Genomic DNA, 19,291 nt, shown 5'->3' with positions numbered 1-19,291 from the left:
ACAGTTGGAGGAAATCATGCCCAAATCCCGTTCGACCCCGAAACTAACCCGCCGCACCGCACTCGCCGGCCTCTCGGCCAGCGCGGCCATGCTCGCCATGCCGCGGCTCGGCCGCGCAGCGGATGAGACGATCCGCATCGGCTTTCCGACCCCGCTGACTGGCCCATTCGCTGCGGAAGCGCGCGATCAGGTCAAATGCGCCGAGCTCGCGGTCAAGCTCGTCAACGACAAGGGCGGCATCGGTGGCCGCAAGGTCGAGCTCCTGGTGCGCGACGACAAGCTCAATGCCGGCGAAGCCGCGACCCGCACCTTGGAGCTGATCGAGAAGGACAAGGTTCATGCTGTGGTTGGCGCGCTCTCCAGTGCCGTGCAGCTCGCGGTGAACGAAGTCACCCGCGCCCGCGGCGTGATCTACGTGTCGATCAGCCAGTCCGACACCATCAACGAGGCCAAGGATTTCAGCAAATACACCTTCCATGAGGCGCTGAACCCCCACATGACGACATCAGCCGTGGCGCGGCAGACCCTGAAGAAGGGCATGAAGGTCGCCCACCTCGTCGCGGATTATGCCTACGGCCACGAAATGCTGCGCGGCTTCAAGCGCGCGCAGGCTGCGATCGGCGCCGACAATGTCGGCGAGATCTTGCATCCGTTCGGCGCGGCCGATTACTCCACCTTCATGCCGCGCCTGATGTCGATGCGGCCGGACGTGCTCTGCATCTCCAATTTCGGCCGCGACCAGGCCAATGCGATCAAGCAGGCGGTCGATTTCGGCGTGAAGCAGCAGATGAAGATCGTCGTGCCCGTCATTCTGCATAACCAGCGCCTCGCGGTCGGCCCCGACGTGTTCGAGGGCGTGGTCGGCGGCGCCAACTACTATTGGGGTCTGGAGACGCAGAACAAGACGGCCGCCGATTTCAACGCGGCGTTCAAGGCCGCCAATGGTGGCGCGATCCCGACCGACTACGGCGCCTACGGGTATTCCGGCGTCGGATCGCTGCTGGCCGCGATGCAGACCGCGGGTGGCACCGAGACCGACAAGGTCGTTGATGCCCTGGAGAAGCTGCAATACGATTTGACCAAGGGTCCGCAGCATTTCCGCAAATGCGACCACCAATCGGTGCAGTCGGTGCTGGTGCTGGAGTCTAAGAAGAAGTCGGCCATGGCCACCGACAACGATCTGTTCGCGATCGTCGCCAACGATTCGGGCTCGGACGAGATGCTGCGCAGCTGCAGCGAGCTCGGCCACGCGACTTAAAGCGCTGTCACGATGGACCTGTCGCTGATCATCATGCAGCTTCTTTCCGGGATCGCCCTTGGGGCGGTCCTGGTGATCACTGCGCTTGGATTGACGATCGTGTTCGGCATGCTCGGAGTGGTCAATTTCGCCCACGGCGCGCTGTTCATGATCGGGGCCTATGCGGGGCTTTATGTGGCTTCCCTCACCGGCAGCTTCTGGTGGGGATTGCTGCTGGCACCCATCCTGATCGGCGTCTTCGGCATGCTGATCGAGTTTGTCCTGATCCGCAGGCTTTATGGGCGCTCGATCGACGATCCGCTGCTGCTGACCTTCGGCCTCAGCTACATCCTGGTCGAGGGCGTGCGCATCGTGTTCGGCAGCGACGGCATCCCGTTTCCGACCCCGCCGCAGCTGGTCGGCGTGCTCGATCTCGGCATCGGCTTCTTCCCGCGCTACCGCCTGTTCGTCATCGCGCTGGTGGCGGTGGTGCTGCTGGTGCTGTGGCTGACGCTGGAGAAGACCCGCATCGGGCTGATCGTGCGCGCCGGCGCCCGCGATCCTGTGATCATGCAGGTGCTTGGTGTGGATATCGGCAGGGTCTGGCTTGCGATCTTCGGCCTCGGCGTCGGGCTCGCCGCGCTCGGCGGCGTGCTCGCGGGTCCCATGCGCAGCGTCAATCCGGAAATGGGCTCGCTGGTGCTGGCGGAGGCCTTTGTGGTGACCGTGATCGGTGGCCTCGGCTCGATCGTAGGTGCCGTCGTCGCCGGTCTCATGGTGGGCGTTTCCATCAGCCTGGTCGCGCTGTTCGCGCCGGAAATGGCGACCATCGTCATGTTCGCTCTGATGGCCGTGGTTCTGCTGATCCGCCCGCAAGGCCTGTTCGGCGTGAGAGGGAGGACCGCGTGACTTCACCATCGAGCGGCGAGGCGGTCGCCAAACCTGCGTCCGGCAGCCTCAGCTGGCTTCTCGAGCAGCGCGTGCTGATGTCGGTCGCGGTGCTGGCGGTGCTGCCATGGCTGCTGCCGTCGCAGGCGCTGGCTGTGAACGTCCTGATCTACGGCGTCGTGGTGATGGGCTATAATCTGCTGTTCGGCTACACGGGGCTGTTGTCGTTCGGCCAGGCCGCTTTTTTCGGCGCCGGTGCCTATTTCACGGGGATCGCGATCGGCCGCTATGGCGTGCCCTGGTTCCTGGCGGTCGCGATTGCGGTGCTGCTCAGCACTTGCCTTGCCGCCGCAATCGGAATCGTCTCGACGCGCACCCGTGGCATCTATTTCGCTATGGTCACGCTCGCGCTGGCGCAGCTCGTCTATTACGTAGCGCTGCAGGCCTCGTCCTTCACCGGCGGCGAGAACGGCCTGCGCGGCTTCACCGTCGACCGCATCAGCCTGTTCGGCCTCTCGGTCAACTTCCTCGATCCCGTCAACAAATATTACGTGCTGATGGCACTCGCCGCTTTGGCCATGTGGTTCCAGTCACGAATCCTGAACTCGCCGTTCGGCGCGGTGATCGAGGCGATCCGGGAGAACGAGCAGCGGGCGCGGGCCTGTGGCTACAATGTCGAGCGTAGCAAGCTGATCGTGTTCATGTTGTCGGGCGCGATCTCCTCGCTCGGCGGCTGCATGCTGGCGTTGCATCTGTCGATCGTGCCGCTGGATATTCTGCACTACCAGACGTCAGGCATGATCGTGATGATGGTACTGCTTGGCGGCGCCCGCAGCTTCTTCGGGCCCTTCGTCGGCGCCGCCACGTTCCTGATCCTGGAGGACGTCATCTCGGTCTGGACGCCGCACTGGCAGATCTTTGTCGGCGCGATCTTCGTGCTGTTCGTGCTGTTCCTGCCCAAGGGGATCTGGGGCACGCTGCTCGACACGCTTGGCATCGGAAAGGCGCGGCGATGAGTGGCGAGCTGCTTCGCGCCGACGGCATCGGCAAGCGCTTTGGTGGCTTCACCGCGCTCGAGGACATCACCGTGTCCTTTGCTGCGGGACAGTTGACCTCGATCATCGGGCCGAACGGCGCAGGCAAGAGCACGTTCTTCAACATCCTCTCCGGCGCACTGAGGCCGAGCTCCGGCAGGCTGCACTTCCGGGGCCGCGAGCTGAACGGCCTGCCGCAACACCGTTTCGTGCATCAGGGCATCTCGCGCTCGTACCAAATTACCAACATCTTCCCGGACCTCACCGTGCACGAGAACGTGCGCGTGGCGGCGCAGGCGCTCACGGTGAGTTACGACATCTGGCGCAACCGCGCGCGGTTGCCGGAGCTCAATGCCAAGGCCGACGCCGCACTCGACGCCGTCGGCCTGCTCGGCAAGCTTGGCGAGCTTGCCAAATTCCTCTCGCACGGCCAGCAGCGCGCGCTGGAGATCGCGATTGCGCTGGTCTCGGAGCCGGAGCTTCTGCTGCTGGACGAGCCGACCGCCGGCATGGGTCCTGAAGAGACCAAGGACATGGTCGCGCTACTGGAGCGGCTGGCCGACAAGCGCACCGTGCTGCTGGTCGAGCACAAGATGAAGATGGTGCTCGGCCTGTCCAAGCGCGTCGTGGTGCTGCATCACGGCCGGCTGCTGGCGGACGGCGCGCCCGACGACATCAGGAGCAATCCGGAAGTCCGCCGGGTCTATCTCGGACAGAGTGAAGGCTATGGCTGAGACTGCGCTGCTCGAAATCAACGATCTTCATGCCTGGTATGATGCGAGTCACATCCTCCACGGCATCTCCCTGCACGTGAATGAGGGCGAGGTGGTCGCGCTCGTCGGTCGCAACGGCGCCGGCAAGACCACGACCTTGCGCGCGATGATGGGCCTGATGCCCAAGGCGACGGGCCGCGTCCGCTTTGCGGGCAAGGAGCTCTTGCCGCTGCGCGCCCACCAACGCTTTCATCTTGGCCTGGCCTACGTGCCCGAGGAGCGCCGCATCGTTCCCGGCCTGTCTGTGCGCGAAAATCTGCGGCTCGGCCTCGTCGCGGCCGGACGCGGGATCGAGGAGCGCGCCGCGATCGACGAGATCGCCGAGACGTTTCCGCGGCTGAAGGAGCGGCTCGACCAGGAGGGCGTGACGCTTTCCGGCGGCGAGCAGCAGATGCTGGCGATCGCGCGTGCGCTGATTGCCGACCCCAAGATGATCCTGCTGGACGAGCCCTCGGAAGGCATCATGCCTGTTCTGGTCGAGGAGATGGGCGTGCTGTTCCGCCGCCTGCGCGACGCAGGCAAGACGCTGCTGCTGGTCGAGCAGAATGTCGAGTGGGCCTTACGCCTGGCCGACCGCGCCGTGATCATCGATCAGGGCGAGGTCGTGCATGAAAGCAGTGCCGCGGCACTGCTCGCGGACAAGGACATCCAGGAGCGCTATTGCGCGGTGTGAGCCCTCGGGCCACGACCTTGGCCGGCCATCACTTTGCCGGTTGAAGCGCGGCTGTCTGCTTGGCGAGCGCCTTGTCGAAATCCTCCGACAGGCCTGCGGCGTAGGTCGGAAGCTCGCCCGGCTTGACGAATGGATTCGGCGTGGCGTTCTTGATCTGCTGCGCGCGCTTGTCTTGCATGCCATAGACCTCGGGGTGGGGCCCGAGCAGCACGTCGATCTTCATCGCCTTGGCCTTGGCGAAGGTTGCGCGATAGTCGTCGACGATGCCGGGATATGTCGGTTGGCCGACCAGCCGGTTCAGCGCCACGGTGCCGCTGCAGAAGAACAGCACCTCGCGGTCCTGGCCGCCGTCCTTCACCGTCATTTCCCAGCTGGTGCAGCCCGGCGAATGGCCGGGCGTCGCATGCGCCGTCAGCGTGGTGTCGCCGAGCGTGACCTTGTCGCCTTCCTTCACCGCGCGATCGACCTTCGCCGGGGGAAAGCCGAGGTCCGCGTTCTTCTCGTCGCCCGGATAATAGCCGCCTTCGAGCAGCGCCTTGTCGCGCTCGCCGGCGACGAGCTGTGCGCCGGTTTCCTTCTTGATCTCGGCGAAACCGCCGGTGTGGTCGAGATGGGCGTGGGTGTTGAGGATGTATTTGATGTCGGCGACCTTGAAGCCGAGCTTGGCGATGTTGTCCTTGATCATGCCGGTCGACTGCGGCATCGCCGTGTCCATCAGGATCAGGCCCTGGGACGTCTTGATGATGTAGACGGCAATGCCGTCGGTGCCGACATAGTAGATGTTGTCGATGAGCTGGAACGGCTCGAACGGCGCGGTCCACTTCACCATGACCGCCGCCAGGAAGTCCTTGATGGTCTGCGCCTGCGCAACAGGTGCGAAGAGCGCCAGCGCACATAGCGTGGCTGCAAGCTTCCTCATGGATTGTCCTCCCGATTTGTTGTTGTCGTTGCGACCGCAGGCCGAGGCCGCTGGTCGACGGGGCGCACGCTAGATGCTGCGCGGTGAAGCAGCAACGGCCTGATGCTCGAAAAATTCCGCGTCATGCGCGGAATAACGGTCGCTGTCCGGTTTGAGCATGGCGGCGATTGCTGCACTGCGCCCACCGCGTTTGACCACGTACGAGCCGGCCGCCATACTTTGCGTCAAGACGGGCCAGAAAGACCCGTCAACATCGGGAGCTGAAATGACCAAATCATTGTCCGTCCTCGCAGGGGCGCTGATGTCCCTCGTCTCCTTCGCTTCGATCGCCTTCGCGCAGCCGGCCTGCGTGACCCAGAACATGGCCGTGCCACCGGGCGCCAACACCACCGACAAGGCAGCGCCGTTCTTCATCGACACCACCGGCCTCGATTTCAAGACCACGCCGCCGACGCGCGATCCCTCCAATCCGAACTATCCGCGCGCGACCGAGCTGCCTGACGGCACCTTGCCGCCGCCGGGAGCCGAAGGCAATTTCATCATCGGTCCCACCCACAATCCTGCGCCCGAGACCATTGCGAAGGAGGGCGTTCCGCGCGGGACGACAAAATCGTTCACGCTGTCGTCGAAGGAGAGCACGATCTACAATCCCGGCCTGATCCGCGACGACGTCGCCGGCTGCACCAATTCCTCGATCATGACGACCGTGACCACCCCGGACGACAAGTCGAACATGATCGTCACCACCAGCCATCCCGGCATCTGGTCGCGCACGATCGACGTCTATGTGCCGGCGCAATACGTACCCGGCACCGAGGCGCCCTTCGTCGTGATCGGCGACGGCGGCTCCGCTGCCTACAAGGATCTCCCGACCACGCTCGACAATCTGATCGCGCAGCGCCGCGTGCCGCCGATGATCGCGATCCAGATCGGCAATGGCGGGCAGGATGCGCAGGGCAGCCAACGGGGCCGTGAATATGACGCGGTGTCGGGCGCCTATGCGCAGTTCGTCGAGCGTGAGGTGCTGCCGCTGGTCGAGCAGAACGCCGGCGTCAAGCTCACCAGGAACCCCGAAGGACGCGCGACCATGGGGCTGAGCTCGAGCGGCGTGGCAGCCTTCACCATGGCGTGGTTTTATCCCGATCTCTATCACCGCGTGCTGGCGTTCTCGCCGACCATGGTCAATCAGCAATGGCCGCACGATCCGTCATTGCGCGGCGGCGCCTGGGAATATCACAGCGCATGGACGGGACCGGCCACGCCCAATCTCATCTCCAAGGCGGGCGTGCTGACGCCGGCCGAGCCGCCCGGCGTACCGCTGATCGTCGCCGCGCCGACCAAGCCGATCCGCTTCTGGTTCTTCGGCGGCGACCAGGATTTGTTCTATCCCAATCCGACCATTCCCGACGGCATGCACGACTGGACCTTGTCCAACGCGCTGACGGCAAAGGTGCTGGCGGAGAAGGGCTACCACTACCAGTTCCTGTTCGTGCGCAACGCCAAGCACGTCGATCGTCCCACGATCGCGCAAACGCTGCCGTCAGCGCTGGAGTGGGTCTGGAAGGGTTATCCGATCCCTTGAGCGCGAAGCGCAGCCTAGCGCCCGATCGTCACTCCGGCGGTCGAGCGCATGGCGTCGCGCAGGCTCGTCGCATTCATGTCGTCGAGCACCTGCCGCGTCAACACGGTGGTCTGGCCGGGCGTGTCGAGGATGGTCTCGCCGCGCGAGGAGGACAGCCGGTTGGCCTTATAGGGCGCGGTCGGATCGGTGGCGGGCGGCGCCGCATGCACGTGGCGCGGCCGTTTTCCGGAGGCGGCAAGTGCGCCTTGCGAAACGCAGAGGGCGACGATCACGATCAGGCTTTGCAGTTTTGCGGACATCCGATCTCCCATATCCAGGACGTCAGCTTAGCATATGGGGGGTCATCGCAGAGGAAAAGGATCAGGCGAGGGCGGCCTGGCGTTCCCGTACCGGCTCGCGCGCGCGATCGGTGCCACGCGGCTCGGCGAGCCGGGTGAAGCTGCGCTGGCCCGCATGCACGGGTGCCTCGACGATCACGCCTTCGCAGACGATCTGGCCGCCGAGCATCTTGAATTCGAGCTTGTCGTAGCGCGGCATCGTCTCACCGGGCTCGGGCGGCAGCAGTCCGATGCGCCCCTGGATGTTCAGCGTGGCATCGCCGGTGCCGTGCAGCCGTGGATTCCACATCCTGATCCCGGTCTCAGCCCAGCGTTGCCGGATCAGCGCAACCCGATCGGCGGGCTCCACGGCCTTTGCACGAGCCTTCGGCGCGCTGGCGGTCTTCGGGGCGGGCGACACCGGCGCGGGCTCGATATCCGTAGCGGCAACCGGTTCGAGCTCCACGCAAGCGACGGATGGGGGGTCGTCTTCGGTGACGAGCTCGGAGGGCTCGACCGAAACCGTCTCCGTCTCGACAGGGGCGATGAAGACCAACTCCTCGACTTCCGGCTCGACATCGGCCGGATGTTCCGGAGCTGCGTCGCTGCTGATGACGGGCTCAGGAGCATCGACTGCTTCGACTTCGACGGTCGAGACCGGGACCTGTTCGATGACGTCGGGTTCGACAGCCGTCAGGAGTTCCGCAGGCGGGTTGCTGTTGACGAGTTCGGGCGCATCGACCGTCTCGCTCTCAGCTTCCGCGATGACGGCGGGCGCTGCATCCGCAGCGATCGGCGCCACCTCGAGACTGCCGCTATGCGGCAGGGGCCGAAGCCGGTTGAACGCCCATTTCACCGCAGGAATGCGGCTCAGCAACGATATCAGTCTCGAAAGCACTGGGAGTTGTCCAAGAGGTACTCGGGCCGTAAGGGCAATCGCTGATTCGCCAGCAATGTGAAAAACTGCCCCGGCCGTCACACCCCTGTCAATCTAGGCGGGACCAATTGCAGAACATCGGCACAGCCCCGCCTGCCACGGCGTTCATTCGAAATGCATCGATGCGAGCGGATCTTCGTCGCGACCGGGCCCTTGCGTTGGCGCATGCGGGATGAGCGCGTGCTCGGTTTTGCGGACGTGCGGACGCGCGACGGCGTGCTTGTGGACCAACGCCATGGTGAGCGCTTCGCATGCCGTGGGTTCGCCGCCCCACGCGCAGTCGATGCTTGATGACTGTCCGGGCCAGGCCTGCGCCGGACTGGCGATCGCAAGCGACAAAATGATCCGCAAGGCGGCGACGATGCTTGTCTTGGTCATGAGACGCTCCAAACCATTCTATCGAATGGATCAGGCGAACCGGACGATATTCCGCGCTGCCACACGATCGGGCGGCAATTCACGCGAGGTTCAACGGCCGTGAGGCAGGCGTGAGGGCGTTCGCTTCGCAAACCGGTCCGGGAACCCGATCCCCCGGAAGACAGGATCGTTCTGATCGGCTCACGTCGGGCTTTCCTGCGTTATCCTTCCCGCCTAATTTGAACCGTCTGGGGAGTGAGAAAAACGCAATGAAGAAGCTTGCCGCCATCGCAGCGGTTCTGGTCTGGTCGACATGCGCCTACACGCAGGACCGCAGCATCACCGTGGCCTCGACGACGTCGACGGAGCAGTCGGGCCTGTTTGGCTATTTGCTGCCGCTGTTCTCGAAGGCCGAAGGCATCGAGGTGAAGGTCGTTGCCGTCGGCACCGGCCAGGCGCTGGACATCGGACGGCGCGGCGACGCCGACGTGGTGTTTGTCCATGACAGGCCGGCCGAGGACAAGTTCATGTCCGAAGGGCAGGGCGTGAAGCGTTTTGACGTGATGTACAATGATTTCATCATCGTCGGCCCGAAAAGCGACCCCGCGAAAATCGCCGGCGACAAGGACGTCGCTGATGCCCTGCGCAAGATTGCGACGGCCAAAGCGCCGTTCATCTCACGCGGCGACAAGTCCGGCACGCATGCGGCCGAGCTGAGATTGTGGAAAGAAGCCGGCATCGACATCGCGACGGCCAAGGACAGCTGGTATCGCGAGATCGGCCAGGGCATGGGACCGGCGCTGAACATGGCGTCGTCGTCGAACGCCTACCTTCTGTCAGACCGCGGTACCTGGCTGTCGTTCAACAACCGGGGCGAGCTTGCGATCCTGACCGAGGGCGACAAGCGTCTGTTCAATCAGTACGGCGTCATGCTGGTCAATCCGGAAAAGCATCCGAACGTGAAGGCGAAGGACGGGCAGGCCTTCGTCGACTGGCTGGTCTCGCCCAGGGGGCAGGGCGCGATCGCCGGCTACAAGGTCGGCGGCGAGCAGCTATTTTTCCCCAACGCGTCCCATTAGCAGGAAGGCGACGGTCGACACCGCCACGCTGAGCGCGAGCAGGATCAGCCCGAGTCCGAGCGCCAGCGGCAGGTCACCCTTGCTGGTCTCCAGCGCGATCGCGGTGGTCATCGTGCGGGTGAAGCCGCGAATGTTGCCACCGACGATGATGATGGCGCCGACCTCGGCGATGGCGCGTCCGAACGCCGCGAGAAAGGCCGTCAGCAGCGAGGTCCGGCCGAGCGCGAACAGCAGCCCGATGCTGCGCAGCGTCGATAGCCCGTCGATCCGCGCGAGGTCGCCATATTCCACCCACAGCAGGCTCGCCGGCCTGTGCACCAGCGCGACCACGATGGGGGTCGCCAGCAGCGTCTGTGCGATCACCATGGCCGCCGGCGTGAACAACAGGCCGGCGATCCCGAGCGGGCCGGAGCGCGACAGCAGAAGATAGAGCGCCAGCCCGACCACGACCGGCGGCAGGCCAAGCAGCGCATTTGTCAGCACGATGACCACTTGCCGCCCGCGGAAACGGGTGATCGCGAGAAAGGCTCCGAACGGCGCGCCGATCAGCAGTGCCACGATGCCGGCTGTCAGGCTGACGCGCACGGACAGGGCGACGATGCCGATCAGCTCGGGATCGGCTTCGCCGATCAGCGTGAAGGCAGCAACGACAGATCGCGCGAAGTCGTTCATCCGGCCCGGCGCCCCATTGCAGGGCCGCATGTCCTGGAATAGTCGATGTCGTCGCTGCGAAGTTGTTTCACACTGGTCCCTGCCGCTCGTGCTGACAGCCAGAGAATACAAGGGACGAGCGGTTTGGAAACTCTATTCATTCGCGAGCAATTGCCGCGTCTGCGTCAGCCCGGCTGCTGGGACGCAATTGGCTGTGCACCCCGCTTCCCGCGGGCTCCGCCCCACAGCCAGCTCGCGAGCGGAAGGGCGAGGATCGCCCCGACGAGTTGCGCGGCAATGAAGGCCGGCACGTTCTGCGGGGCGATGCCTGCAAAGGTGTCGGACAGGGATCGGGCTATGGTGACGGCGGGATTGGCAAACGACGTCGAGGCCGTGAACCAATAGGCCGATGTGATGTACAGGCCGACCGCGTAGGGAACGGCTGCCGAGGCTCGCGACGCGACGCCAAAGATCGTCAACAGCAGGCCGAAGGTCGCCACCGCTTCGGCGAGCCATTGGCCCGCTCCGCTGCGCGCCGTCAGCGAGATCTGGAGGACGGGAAGCCCGAACATCAGATGTGCGATCCATACGCCGATGATGGCGCCCGCAATCTGCATGGCGATGTAGATCGCAGCATCGGTCCAGGCCGTCTCGCCGCGCGACGCGAGGGCCAGCGTTACCGCCGGATTGAAATGGGCCCCCGATACGGAAGCGAACATCAGGATCAGCACGACGAGGATGGCGCCGGTGGCGATCGTGTTGCACAGGAGCGCAAGCGCGACGTTTCCGCCCGCGAGCCTTTCGGCCATGATCCCCGAGCCGACCACGGCGGCGAGCAGGAATGCCGTTCCGAGGCATTCCGCAAATGCGCGCTGTGCAAGGCTCGGCATCAGGCGCCGCGGTCGAGCCGGACGTGCTCACCGTCTTCCTTGACGAACTCGCCCTGCTGCGCGGGCAGCAGGTCCAGCACCAGCTCGGAGGGCCGGCAGAGCTTTACGCCCTTCGGCGTGACCACGATCGGCCGGTTGATCAGGATCGGATGCGCCATCATGGCGTTCAGCAGCTGGTCGTCGGTCTGGGCCGCGTTGTCGAGCCCAAGCTCGGCATAGGGCGTGCCCTTCTCGCGCAGCAGCTCACGCACGGAACGGCCCATGCGTACGGCAAGCTGCTGCAACAACGCCCGCGACGGCGGCGTCTTGAGATATTCGATCACGTGCGGCTCGATACCGGCGTGCCGGATCATGGCGAGCGTGTTGCGCGAGGTGCCACAGGCGGGATTGTGGTAGATGATCGCATCCATCGCCGACATCTTCAGCAGCAGGCTTGTGACGGTTTTGGCGCGGCCTGCGGCGCGCAGCAGGCGGACGCCTGCTCATGCGCAACCCGCGCGCGGTTCTCGCCGCTGCCGTCGCCGTAATCGGTGCTCTCGCCGGTGGTGTGAAAGGTCTCCCAGGCGATGCCGGCGGGATCGTCGATCCAGGACTTTTCCGACTTGGCGTAGCAGCAGGCTGTCTGCCCCTGTTCAATGATATCGCCGCCGGCCTGGCGCAGTCGCGCGTAGACCTCTTGCAACTCGTCGCCGGTCTCGACCTGAATGCCGAGATGATCAAGGCCTGGCGTGCGTCCGCGCGTCGAGATCGCGAAATTGACGCGGGGGTCTTCGAGCATCCATTTGGCGTAGTCGGATTTCACCACCGAAGGCTCGCTTGCGAACAGGGCCGAATAGAATCCGATGGAGCGGGAGAGATCGTCGACGGACACGTGAACGTGCAGGCGTTTCATGCTCTGTCCTTTCAGGCCAAAATTTTGCCGCGCTTTCGCGCAGGTTTCGAAGACGGGGTGGGCGCGCACGATACGCCGGCACAGCAGTTTTCGGTGAGGAAGCCGACGAGCGCATTCATGGTCTCGAACCGCGCCGCATAGATCATCGAGCGGCCTTCGCGTCGGACCGTGGCAAGACCGGCCATCCGTAGCCGGTCGAAGTGAAACGTCAGCGTGTTTGGTGCGAGATCCAGCGTTTCCGCGATCGCACCTGCAGCCATGCCTTCGGGGCCTGCCTGCACCAGCAGGCGGAACACGTCGAGACGACTGTCCTGCGCCAGCGCCGCAAGCGCCGTGACGGCATCTGTCTTTTCCATATTTCAACGATTATTGAAATGTTGGCCGCGTGTCAACCCGGTTCCGGGTGATCGTATCGTTAGTCTCGCCTATTTCGAGAAGCAGTAGGTGAGAAGAAAGTCTCACGCCCCCGTCCGGTCCGCTCGCCGGCAACGCGCTCGGGAATGCATCGGTGTTCGGGCTGCGAACGACGCTGAGGTTTCAGGACGCGCCCATGAACATGGTGGCGACCATCCCGACGATGCAGAAGGCCATGGCGATCGTCGAGACCCAGCCCAGCCAATAGAGCGGACCGGTGACTACGAGTTTGCCCATCACCTTCGGCCGCCGGACCAGCAGCATCAGGATCACCATGACCGGTGCTGCAAGCACGCCATTGACGACCGCGCTCCAATATAGCGCCTTGATCGGATCGATCGGCGTAAAATTCAATCCGATGCCGCAAAGGCCGGAGAGACCAAGCACCGTATAGAAGGCGATCGCCTCCTTGGGCTTGCGCGAAAGGCCGACCTTCCAGCGGCGGCCTTCGCCGATGGCGTAGGCCGTCGAGCCCGCGAGCACGGGAATTGCGAGCAGACCGGTGCCGATGATGCCGAGCGCGAAAATGAGCTCGGCGAAGGGACCGGCGATCGGCTTCAGCGCCTCCGCGGCCTGCGCCGAGCTTTGGATGTCGGTCTTTCCTTGCGCATGCAGGGTGGTGGCCGTGGTGATGATGATCGAGATTGCGATCAGGTTTGAGAACGCCATGCCGATCAGGGTATCGAGCTGGATCCGGCGGAATTCCGCGCGTGCCGTCGAACTGTCCTTCTTCAGCGGAGCCTTCTCGTCGTCGATCCGCTGTTCTTCGGCTTCCTGCGAGGACTGCCAGATGAAGAGATATGGCGAGATCGTTGTGCCGAGAATGGCGACGAGCGTGGTGAGGAACGCGGCGTTCCAGCTCACTTGCGGAATGAGGAGGCCCTTCAGTGCCTCGGTCCAGGGGACCCTCACGACGGCCAGCGCTATGACATAGGCAAACAGGCTGAGTGTCAGCCATTTCAGCACGGCGACGTAGCGGTCGTAGTTGAAGAAAATCTGGGCAAGCACCGAGACGCCACCGAAAATCACGACATAGGCGATGCCAGGGCCGCCGATCAGGAGCTTGAGGGCATCCGCCATCGCGCCGAGGTCGGCGGCGATATTGATGGTGTTGGCGACGAACAGCAGGAGGACGAGGCTCCAGATATAGACAGGGCCGAAATTGCGGCAGACATTGCCGGCAATGCCGTGGCCCGTGACGCGCCCGATCCGAGCCGAGATCTCCTGGATAGCCGTCATGAGCGGATAGGTGAGCAGCATCGTCCAGCCGATGCCGAAGCCGAGTTGCGCGCCGGCCTGACTGTAGGTGCCGATCCCCGAAGGGTCATCGTCCGAAGCGCCGGTGATCAGCCCCGGCCCGAGCGTGGAAAAGAAATTCCGCAAGCGAAAAGCGCCGCGCTTTTGCGCCTTTGGCTCGAGCGCCGACATGTCCATTGCTATTCCTCAGCTCCACCCGTGCGCTACAACCGAGCAATGCGGCGTGAAGTTCCAAATGCGGACGCCGTGGTGGCTCAAGCCTCCCTATCGATCGCAAAGTCGTCGAACAGTGGAGAATTGCCCCCGGCGCAAAGTGTGGCGAGCAATTCGGCTGCGAGCTGGCCGCCCTCCCGCAAATGCGGCATTTCGTCCGACGACGGGCGAAACACGTCTGCCGACAGCGAGGACTCGATTGTCAATCCGATATCGCAAAAATATTTCGCTTTACCGAAATTCGGAATTAGCGTATGTGTCGTGTCACCTCACCCGGCACGAGGGACGGATCGCGAGTCGTCCGGTACGTGGGTGAGTTGCGGTGGACGCGGGCGCGTCGACACGTAAGGGTCGGGAGCAGGGCGAGCGGAGGATTGAGCCGAACCTCGTGAGCACCTGGCTGCGTGTGACGAACGACGCGCGTTGCGTACGGCAAAACCGTGTGGTCCTGACTGTCGTCGCTACAGTCAAGCCTTGCGGAAGGCGGCAGCGGGCCAACCGGCCCCTCGCCGTCAACTTTTCGCAAGGCGACGGAGGCCAAGGGAATTCGGCTCCGGGGAGGGCACGGCATAAGCCGTCAAACCACTCGCGCAGGGAAGGTCGGGATGTCCTGGCTGCCCTGTACGTCGCTGTGCAGCGTCCTTTTGCGCTACACACGCACAGCGAACCGCGGGTGCCAGCCGGCGCCCGGCCTTCCCTGCGCCCTCGGCATTCCCGGGGGCGGAACGAGCCGCAAGACTCGGGCCGAAAAGGTCGCGAGACCGCGAAATCATGCCTATTGCGAGCGGAAAGGCGACTTTATTCTCGCCACGGATGCTTTAAGGAAGAGCCTGGATGCGGCGCAGCACTCAGGCGCCGCGGCTCGAAATTCAGGTCAAACCGGGCGCGTCGCCGCAGAGGCCGGGCTCGCTCAACGAGAAGGACGTCATTCTATGATCAATATCGTTGGCATCATCGGAGCAGGGACCATGGGCAACGGCATCGCCCAGATCTGCGCCGCAGCCGGGCTTTCGGTTGTGATGGTCGACATCTCCGATGCCGCGGTGAACCGCGGCATCTCGACCGTCGGCGGCAGCCTCGAGCGCCTGGTCAAGAAGGAGAAGATGTCGGCGGCCGATCGCGAGGCGACGCTCAAGCGCATCACCGGCACAACGGACCGTGCCAAGCTTGCCGATTGCGATCTCGTCATCGAGGCCGCCACCGAGAACGAGGAGCTCAAGGTCAAGATCCTGAAAGATCTCTGCGCCACGCTATCGCCGCGCACGCTGCTTGCCACCAACACCTCGTCGATCTCGATCACCAAGCTTGCCGCGGCGACCGATCGTCCCGATCGCTTCATCGGCATGCACTTCTTCAACCCGGTTCCGGTGATGGCGCTGCTGGAGCTCATCCGTGGCTTGCAGACCTCGGACGACACCCACGCCAAGGCGCTCGATTTCGCCCAGCGCGTCGGCAAGGTGGCAATCACCGCCAAGAACAGCCCCGGCTTCGCCGTCAACCGCATCCTGTGCCCGATGATCAACGAGGCGATCTTCGCGCTCCAGGAGGGGATCGCGACCGCGGAAGAAATCGACGCCGGCATGAAGCTCGGCTGCAACCATCCGATCGGGCCGCTGGCGCTGGCCGATCTGGTCGGCCTCGACACCATGCTCTCGGTGATGGAGGTCTTTTATAAAGGCTTCAACGACCCCAAATACCGTCCGGCCCCCTTGCTCAAGGAAATGGTCGATGCCGGCCATCTCGGCCGCAAGACCGGGCAGGGCTTTTATACATACGGCGCCTGATCTCGGCGCGGGCGGCGGGTGCTCCGACACCCGCCGTTCGATCCCGCAATTTGCGCTGCGACAAAGACGCCGAGCGCAATTGGCCCGACGATGTCGAACGGGCGGCTCCGCGGGAACAATTGAACGGAAAACGAAGGATATGTCTGATCGACTGAAGGCCGAGCGGGAAGCTGCGGCCGAACGGCGGAACCTGCTGACCCAGGATGCGATCGAGCGCACCGGGATCACCGAGGAGATGATCGGGGAACTTGTCACCCGTTTCTACGGACGCGTCCGCGAGGATGCGCTGCTCGGACCGGTGTTCGCGATCGTGCAGGATTGGGACGAGCACCTCGCCAAGCTCAGGGGCTTCTGGTCGTCGGTGGTGCTGATGAGCGGGCGGTACCACGGCTCGCCGATGCGGGCACATATGCCGCTCAGCCTGGTCGGCGATCATTTCGACCGTTGGCTCGATCTGTTCGAACAGACGGCGCGCGAAGTCTGTCCGCCGCCGGCCGCCGCACTCATTATCGACAGGGCGCGTCGCATCGCCGACAGCTTTGAGATGGCGTCGGCCACCATTGCCGGCCGCATCGCCGCGCCGCGTCACGTGCTGCGATCCTGAACACGACAGGCCTGCTTGCAAAACGTGCAGTTGAATCGCCTTGCGGTTGCGTTGCGCGGCCGATAGCGCGTTGCACCAATTCCGACATCATCGGCCTGATCTGCAAAATCATCATGCGGCTCGCGCGGCATGACGTTGAAATCACAAAAAAGCGTTTGAATGCGCGCAATCGTGTTCAATCAAAGCGAGTAAGGTCATATTGGTGCACTGCGGCGCCAAATCTGCGCCTTCATTTCGGCTGACTTGCAGCGCCTGCTAACGTGCATGTCGCGCACATCGTTCAACACTCCGTCTTCATTCTCCGAGATTATTGGGGAGTCCCAAGCCGACGCGGGCGCGGAGCAAACGCGGCGAACGCTGCTGCTCGCTGCGCTCGCCACCACTGCCTGCCTTGGCTGTTCTGCGCAGGCGCGTGCCGGCGAAGATCCGCGCGGCTCTGACGAACGTCCGCAGAAGGGCGATCTTCTCGTCTTCTCCGAAGGCGACAGCGAAGGAAAGCTGATCAAAGCGGCTGATCTTCCGCGCGGCGGGCCGCCTGTCCATGCCTGGCCGCAGGATCCCAAGACATCGGTCGTGCGTAGCGCCTCGCGGCTCAACGAGATCCTGATCATCAACCTCGATCCCGCCGAGCTCGACGAGCAGACGCGCGCGCGTGCCGTCGACGGCATCCTGGCCTATTCGGCGATCTGCTCCCATGCCGGCTGTCCTGTCACCGCCTGGGTCAAGAGCGACGTCGGCGACAAGGAGGTGCTCAAGTGCATGTGCCACAACTCCGAATACGATCCACGCGAAGGCGCGCAGGTGGTGTTTGGGCCGGCGCCGCGGCGCCTTGCCGCGCTGCCGCTGGCGCTCGCTGACGGTTCGCTCAGCGTCGCAGGCGGATTCATCGGAAAGGTAGGTGGCGCGCAGCAGGGATGACGGTGCGGTATGTGCCCGCGTCGCGAGAGGCCGCATCCGCCGAAGGGCGGACGTCGGGACGAACGACAAGAACTCAAAAAGAATTCAAACGGATGAAAAAGGGGAACGTCCATGAAAACCTGTACGTCCAGGAAGCAATTACTGTTGTCCGGCTTCGTCGCCTTCACGTGTGTCGCATCGACCGCCGCGATCGCCGGCCCAATCGAGAGCTATGCGCCAGTCACCCAGCAGCGCCTTGAGAATCCGGAACCGGGTAACTGGATGCTCTACCGGCGCACCTATGACGGGCAGGGTTATAGCCCGCTCGACCAGATCAACACCTCCAACGTCAAGGATCTCACGCCGGTCTGGACGTTTGCAACCGGCGTGGTCGAAGGCCACGAGGCGCCGCCGATCGTCAACAATGGCGTGATGTTTGTGGCGACACCGATGGGGCAGGTGATCGCGCTAAACGCGAAAACCGGCGATGAATACTGGCGCTACAAGCGGCAGCTCCCCGACGATCTGTTCCAGCTGCATCCGACCAGTCGCGGCGTCGGCCTGTGGGAGGACAAGCTCTATCTCGCCACCACCGACGACCATGTCGTCGCGCTCGACGCCAAGACCGGCAAGGTGGTGTGGGACACCAAGGTGCAGGATTACAAGAAGGGCCAGTACATGACCCTGATGCCGTTGATCGTCGACGGCAAGGTCATCGTCGGCGGCTCCGGCGGCGAGTTCGGCGTGCGCGGCTATGTCGCCGCCTATGATGCCAAGGACGGCAAGGAGCTGTGGCGAACCTTCACCATTCCCGGCGAAGGCGAACCCGGTCACGATACCTGGCAGGGCGACGACTGGAAGAACGGCGGAGGCTCGGCCTGGATGACCGGGACCTACGACAAGGATACCAAGACGGTTTATTGGGGCGTCGGCAATGCCGCTCCGTGGCCCGGTGAGATGCATCCCGGCGACAATCTCTACACGTCGTCGGTGCTCGCGCTCGATCCAGGCAACGGCAAGATCAAGACTTATCATCAGTACCACCAGAACGATTCATGGGACTGGGACGAGGTCGACGCGCCGATGTTGATCGACCTCCAGCGTGATGGCCGCAGCATCAAGAGCCTGGTCCATCCTGGCCGCGACGCGATCTTCTGGGTGCTCGAGCGCACGCCGACCAAGATCAACTACATCGCCGGCTGGCCGTTCGTCTCGACCGACGTCTGGAAGGGCATCGACGAGAACGGCAAGCCGATCCTCGATCCCGCGCATAAGCCGGTGGTCGGCAAGCGCGTCGAGTTCTGTCCGTCACTGTGGGGCGGCAAGGATTGGCCGTCGGCGGCCTATAGCCAGAAGACCGGCCTCGTTTACGTGCCCGCGAACGAGAACTTCTGCGGCGGCTTTACCGGCGAGAAAATCGCGCTCAAGCCAGGCGAGCTCTGGCTCGGCACCAAGCCGGAGGACATCGGGTTGAAGGCGAAGCCCGGCGCGGATCATTTCGGCGAGCTTCAGGCCTGGGATCCCGCCACGGGCAAGAAGGTCTGGCAACACAACTTCCCGAAGTCGCAGCTGTTCGGCTCGGTGACGGCGACCGCGGGTGATCTCGTCTTCGCCGGCGGCACCAACGACCGCAACTTCCGCGCCTTCAACGCCAAGACGGGCGAGGTGTTATGGGAGCAGAAGACCAACTCCGGCATCATGGGCATGCCGATGTCCTATGAGATCGACGGCACGCAATACATCGCGATCCAGTCGGGCTGGGGCGTGGACGCGCAGCGCATCCAGGACGCGCTCGCGACCAACAACATCGGCATCGAGTCCAATGTGCCGCAAGGCGGCGTGATCTGGGTGTTCGCGCTGAAGAAGTAAGCTCCGCGGCGGATCGAAGTAGGC

23 protein-coding genes are annotated in these 19,291 nt (G+C 63.9%); 11 read left to right on the top strand and 12 right to left on the bottom strand.

Going from position 1 to position 19,291, the window contains the following annotated elements; translation table 11 throughout:
* The first annotated feature begins 16 nt into the window (after positions 1–16).
* Genes K3F49_RS05005 through K3F49_RS04985 form a run of 5 tightly spaced genes read left to right on the top strand, consistent with a single transcriptional unit; the run spans position 17 to position 4,605 of the window.
* Entirely contained in the window at positions 17–1,258 is a 1,242-nt protein-coding gene (locus K3F49_RS05005; protein ID WP_234679781.1) for an ABC transporter substrate-binding protein, read from the top strand.
* 12 nt (positions 1,259–1,270) lie between these two features.
* Complete coding sequence (locus K3F49_RS05000) at positions 1,271–2,146, top strand: branched-chain amino acid ABC transporter permease (RefSeq protein ID WP_234679780.1); 876 nt, start codon at positions 1,271–1,273, stop codon at positions 2,144–2,146.
* Positions 2,143–3,141, top strand: a complete 999-nt coding sequence (locus K3F49_RS04995) for a branched-chain amino acid ABC transporter permease (RefSeq protein WP_234679779.1) — start codon at positions 2,143–2,145, stop codon at positions 3,139–3,141. Before K3F49_RS05000 ends, K3F49_RS04995 begins: the two co-directional genes overlap by 4 nt.
* Positions 3,138–3,893: an ABC transporter ATP-binding protein gene (locus tag K3F49_RS04990; protein WP_234679778.1), complete on the top strand. Its 756-nt coding sequence runs from the start codon at positions 3,138–3,140 to the stop codon at positions 3,891–3,893. Before K3F49_RS04995 ends, K3F49_RS04990 begins: the two co-directional genes overlap by 4 nt.
* Positions 3,886–4,605: an ABC transporter ATP-binding protein gene (locus K3F49_RS04985; RefSeq protein WP_234679777.1), complete on the top strand. Its 720-nt coding sequence runs from the start codon at positions 3,886–3,888 to the stop codon at positions 4,603–4,605. Before K3F49_RS04990 ends, K3F49_RS04985 begins: the two co-directional genes overlap by 8 nt.
* 28 nt (positions 4,606–4,633) lie before the next feature.
* Here the strand turns inward: K3F49_RS04985 and blaBJP are convergent, their stop codons facing one another.
* Positions 4,634–5,524 (bottom strand): BJP family subclass B3 metallo-beta-lactamase, encoded by an 891-nt coding sequence (gene blaBJP / locus K3F49_RS04980; RefSeq protein ID WP_234679776.1) that lies wholly within the window; start codon positions 5,522–5,524, stop codon positions 4,634–4,636.
* 69 nt (positions 5,525–5,593) lie between these two features.
* Complete coding sequence (locus K3F49_RS04975; protein WP_234679775.1) at positions 5,594–5,797, bottom strand: hypothetical protein; 204 nt, start codon at positions 5,795–5,797, stop codon at positions 5,594–5,596.
* Between K3F49_RS04975 and K3F49_RS04970 the strand changes: the two genes are divergently transcribed.
* Entirely contained in the window at positions 5,790–7,106 is a 1,317-nt protein-coding gene (locus tag K3F49_RS04970; protein WP_234679774.1) for an alpha/beta hydrolase, read from the top strand. The genes K3F49_RS04975 and K3F49_RS04970 overlap by 8 nt on opposite strands.
* 14 nt (positions 7,107–7,120) lie before the next feature.
* On the opposite strand, the gene K3F49_RS04965 is transcribed toward K3F49_RS04970, so the two are convergent.
* The 3 genes from K3F49_RS04965 to K3F49_RS04955 all read right to left on the bottom strand — a co-directional run bounded on the left by K3F49_RS04965 (position 7,121) and on the right by K3F49_RS04955 (position 8,738).
* Positions 7,121–7,405 carry a TonB-dependent receptor plug domain-containing protein gene (locus K3F49_RS04965; RefSeq protein WP_234679773.1) on the bottom strand — a complete coding sequence of 95 codons (285 nt, stop codon included), beginning with the start codon at positions 7,403–7,405 and terminating at the stop codon, positions 7,121–7,123.
* 61 nt (positions 7,406–7,466) lie between these two features.
* Positions 7,467–8,321, bottom strand: coding sequence for a hypothetical protein (locus K3F49_RS04960; RefSeq protein WP_234679772.1), 855 nt, complete (start codon positions 8,319–8,321; stop codon positions 7,467–7,469).
* A gap of 144 nt (positions 8,322–8,465) precedes the next feature.
* Positions 8,466–8,738: a hypothetical protein gene (locus K3F49_RS04955; RefSeq protein WP_234679771.1), complete on the bottom strand. Its 273-nt coding sequence runs from the start codon at positions 8,736–8,738 to the stop codon at positions 8,466–8,468.
* A 248-nt stretch (positions 8,739–8,986) separates the two neighbouring features.
* On the opposite strand from K3F49_RS04955, the gene K3F49_RS04950 reads away from it, so the two are divergent.
* Positions 8,987–9,796, top strand: a complete 810-nt coding sequence (locus tag K3F49_RS04950; RefSeq protein ID WP_234679770.1) for a substrate-binding domain-containing protein — start codon at positions 8,987–8,989, stop codon at positions 9,794–9,796.
* Here K3F49_RS04950 and K3F49_RS04945 read toward each other — a convergent pair.
* The 7 genes from K3F49_RS04945 to K3F49_RS04915 form a co-directional block, all read right to left on the bottom strand.
* A complete protein-coding gene (locus tag K3F49_RS04945; protein ID WP_234679769.1) occupies positions 9,770–10,468 on the bottom strand; it encodes an ABC transporter permease in 699 nt (232 codons plus the stop codon). The genes K3F49_RS04950 and K3F49_RS04945 overlap by 27 nt on opposite strands.
* A gap of 164 nt (positions 10,469–10,632) precedes the next feature.
* Positions 10,633–11,337 carry an aquaporin gene (locus K3F49_RS04940; RefSeq protein WP_234679768.1) on the bottom strand — a complete coding sequence of 235 codons (705 nt, stop codon included), beginning with the start codon at positions 11,335–11,337 and terminating at the stop codon, positions 10,633–10,635.
* Positions 11,337–11,747: an arsenate reductase (glutaredoxin) gene (gene arsC, locus K3F49_RS04935; RefSeq protein ID WP_234679767.1), complete on the bottom strand. Its 411-nt coding sequence runs from the start codon at positions 11,745–11,747 to the stop codon at positions 11,337–11,339. Before arsC ends, K3F49_RS04940 begins: the two co-directional genes overlap by 1 nt.
* Positions 11,748–11,758: 11 nt before the next feature.
* Positions 11,759–12,229 (bottom strand): ArsI/CadI family heavy metal resistance metalloenzyme, encoded by a 471-nt coding sequence (locus K3F49_RS04930; protein WP_234679766.1) that lies wholly within the window; start codon positions 12,227–12,229, stop codon positions 11,759–11,761.
* Between the two features lie 11 nt (positions 12,230–12,240).
* A complete protein-coding gene (locus K3F49_RS04925) occupies positions 12,241–12,585 on the bottom strand; it encodes an ArsR/SmtB family transcription factor (protein WP_234679765.1) in 345 nt (114 codons plus the stop codon).
* Positions 12,586–12,766: 181 nt separating this feature from the next.
* A complete protein-coding gene (locus K3F49_RS04920; RefSeq protein WP_234679764.1) occupies positions 12,767–14,077 on the bottom strand; it encodes an Nramp family divalent metal transporter in 1,311 nt (436 codons plus the stop codon).
* A 77-nt stretch (positions 14,078–14,154) separates the two neighbouring features.
* Positions 14,155–14,319, bottom strand: a complete 165-nt coding sequence (locus K3F49_RS04915) for a hypothetical protein (protein WP_234679763.1) — start codon at positions 14,317–14,319, stop codon at positions 14,155–14,157.
* Between the two features lie 726 nt (positions 14,320–15,045).
* Between K3F49_RS04915 and K3F49_RS04910 the strand changes: the two genes are divergently transcribed.
* The 4 genes from K3F49_RS04910 to K3F49_RS04895 all read left to right on the top strand — a co-directional run bounded on the left by K3F49_RS04910 (position 15,046) and on the right by K3F49_RS04895 (position 19,267).
* Complete coding sequence (locus K3F49_RS04910; RefSeq protein ID WP_234679762.1) at positions 15,046–15,897, top strand: 3-hydroxybutyryl-CoA dehydrogenase; 852 nt, start codon at positions 15,046–15,048, stop codon at positions 15,895–15,897.
* Positions 15,898–16,036: 139 nt separating this feature from the next.
* Positions 16,037–16,501: a group III truncated hemoglobin gene (locus K3F49_RS04905; protein ID WP_234679761.1), complete on the top strand. Its 465-nt coding sequence runs from the start codon at positions 16,037–16,039 to the stop codon at positions 16,499–16,501.
* A 264-nt stretch (positions 16,502–16,765) separates the two neighbouring features.
* Positions 16,766–17,419, top strand: a complete 654-nt coding sequence (locus tag K3F49_RS04900) for a QcrA and Rieske domain-containing protein (protein WP_234679760.1) — start codon at positions 16,766–16,768, stop codon at positions 17,417–17,419.
* A gap of 111 nt (positions 17,420–17,530) precedes the next feature.
* Complete coding sequence (locus K3F49_RS04895) at positions 17,531–19,267, top strand: methanol/ethanol family PQQ-dependent dehydrogenase (RefSeq protein ID WP_234679759.1); 1,737 nt, start codon at positions 17,531–17,533, stop codon at positions 19,265–19,267.
* The last annotated feature ends 24 nt before the right edge of the window (positions 19,268–19,291 follow it).

This window comes from Bradyrhizobium monzae, assembly GCF_021458635.1.
Taxonomy (GTDB): domain Bacteria; phylum Pseudomonadota; class Alphaproteobacteria; order Rhizobiales; family Xanthobacteraceae; genus Bradyrhizobium.
The sequence above is the reverse complement of the archived record's forward strand: the minus strand, read 5'-3'. Positions and strand labels throughout refer to the sequence as shown.

Coding starts and splice junctions, on each gene's coding strand:
- K3F49_RS05005 (WP_234679781.1), top strand. CDS start 17: ATGCCCAAATCCCGTTCGACCCCGAAACTAACCCGCCGCACCGCACTC.
- K3F49_RS05000 (WP_234679780.1), top strand. CDS start 1,271: ATGGACCTGTCGCTGATCATCATGCAGCTTCTTTCCGGGATCGCCCTT.
- K3F49_RS04990 (WP_234679778.1), top strand. CDS start 3,138: ATGAGTGGCGAGCTGCTTCGCGCCGACGGCATCGGCAAGCGCTTTGGT.
- K3F49_RS04985 (WP_234679777.1), top strand. CDS start 3,886: ATGGCTGAGACTGCGCTGCTCGAAATCAACGATCTTCATGCCTGGTAT.
- blaBJP (WP_234679776.1), bottom strand. CDS start 5,524: ATGAGGAAGCTTGCAGCCACGCTATGTGCGCTGGCGCTCTTCGCACCT.
- K3F49_RS04970 (WP_234679774.1), top strand. CDS start 5,790: ATGACCAAATCATTGTCCGTCCTCGCAGGGGCGCTGATGTCCCTCGTC.
- K3F49_RS04965 (WP_234679773.1), bottom strand. CDS start 7,405: ATGTCCGCAAAACTGCAAAGCCTGATCGTGATCGTCGCCCTCTGCGTT.
- K3F49_RS04955 (WP_234679771.1), bottom strand. CDS start 8,738: ATGACCAAGACAAGCATCGTCGCCGCCTTGCGGATCATTTTGTCGCTT.
- K3F49_RS04950 (WP_234679770.1), top strand. CDS start 8,987: ATGAAGAAGCTTGCCGCCATCGCAGCGGTTCTGGTCTGGTCGACATGC.
- K3F49_RS04945 (WP_234679769.1), bottom strand. CDS start 10,468: ATGAACGACTTCGCGCGATCTGTCGTTGCTGCCTTCACGCTGATCGGC.
- K3F49_RS04940 (WP_234679768.1), bottom strand. CDS start 11,337: ATGCCGAGCCTTGCACAGCGCGCATTTGCGGAATGCCTCGGAACGGCA.
- arsC (WP_234679767.1), bottom strand. CDS start 11,747: ATGGATGCGATCATCTACCACAATCCCGCCTGTGGCACCTCGCGCAAC.
- K3F49_RS04930 (WP_234679766.1), bottom strand. CDS start 12,229: ATGAAACGCCTGCACGTTCACGTGTCCGTCGACGATCTCTCCCGCTCC.
- K3F49_RS04925 (WP_234679765.1), bottom strand. CDS start 12,585: ATGGAAAAGACAGATGCCGTCACGGCGCTTGCGGCGCTGGCGCAGGAC.
- K3F49_RS04920 (WP_234679764.1), bottom strand. CDS start 14,077: ATGGACATGTCGGCGCTCGAGCCAAAGGCGCAAAAGCGCGGCGCTTTT.
- K3F49_RS04910 (WP_234679762.1), top strand. CDS start 15,046: ATGATCAATATCGTTGGCATCATCGGAGCAGGGACCATGGGCAACGGC.
- K3F49_RS04905 (WP_234679761.1), top strand. CDS start 16,037: ATGTCTGATCGACTGAAGGCCGAGCGGGAAGCTGCGGCCGAACGGCGG.
- K3F49_RS04900 (WP_234679760.1), top strand. CDS start 16,766: ATGTCGCGCACATCGTTCAACACTCCGTCTTCATTCTCCGAGATTATT.
- K3F49_RS04895 (WP_234679759.1), top strand. CDS start 17,531: ATGAAAACCTGTACGTCCAGGAAGCAATTACTGTTGTCCGGCTTCGTC.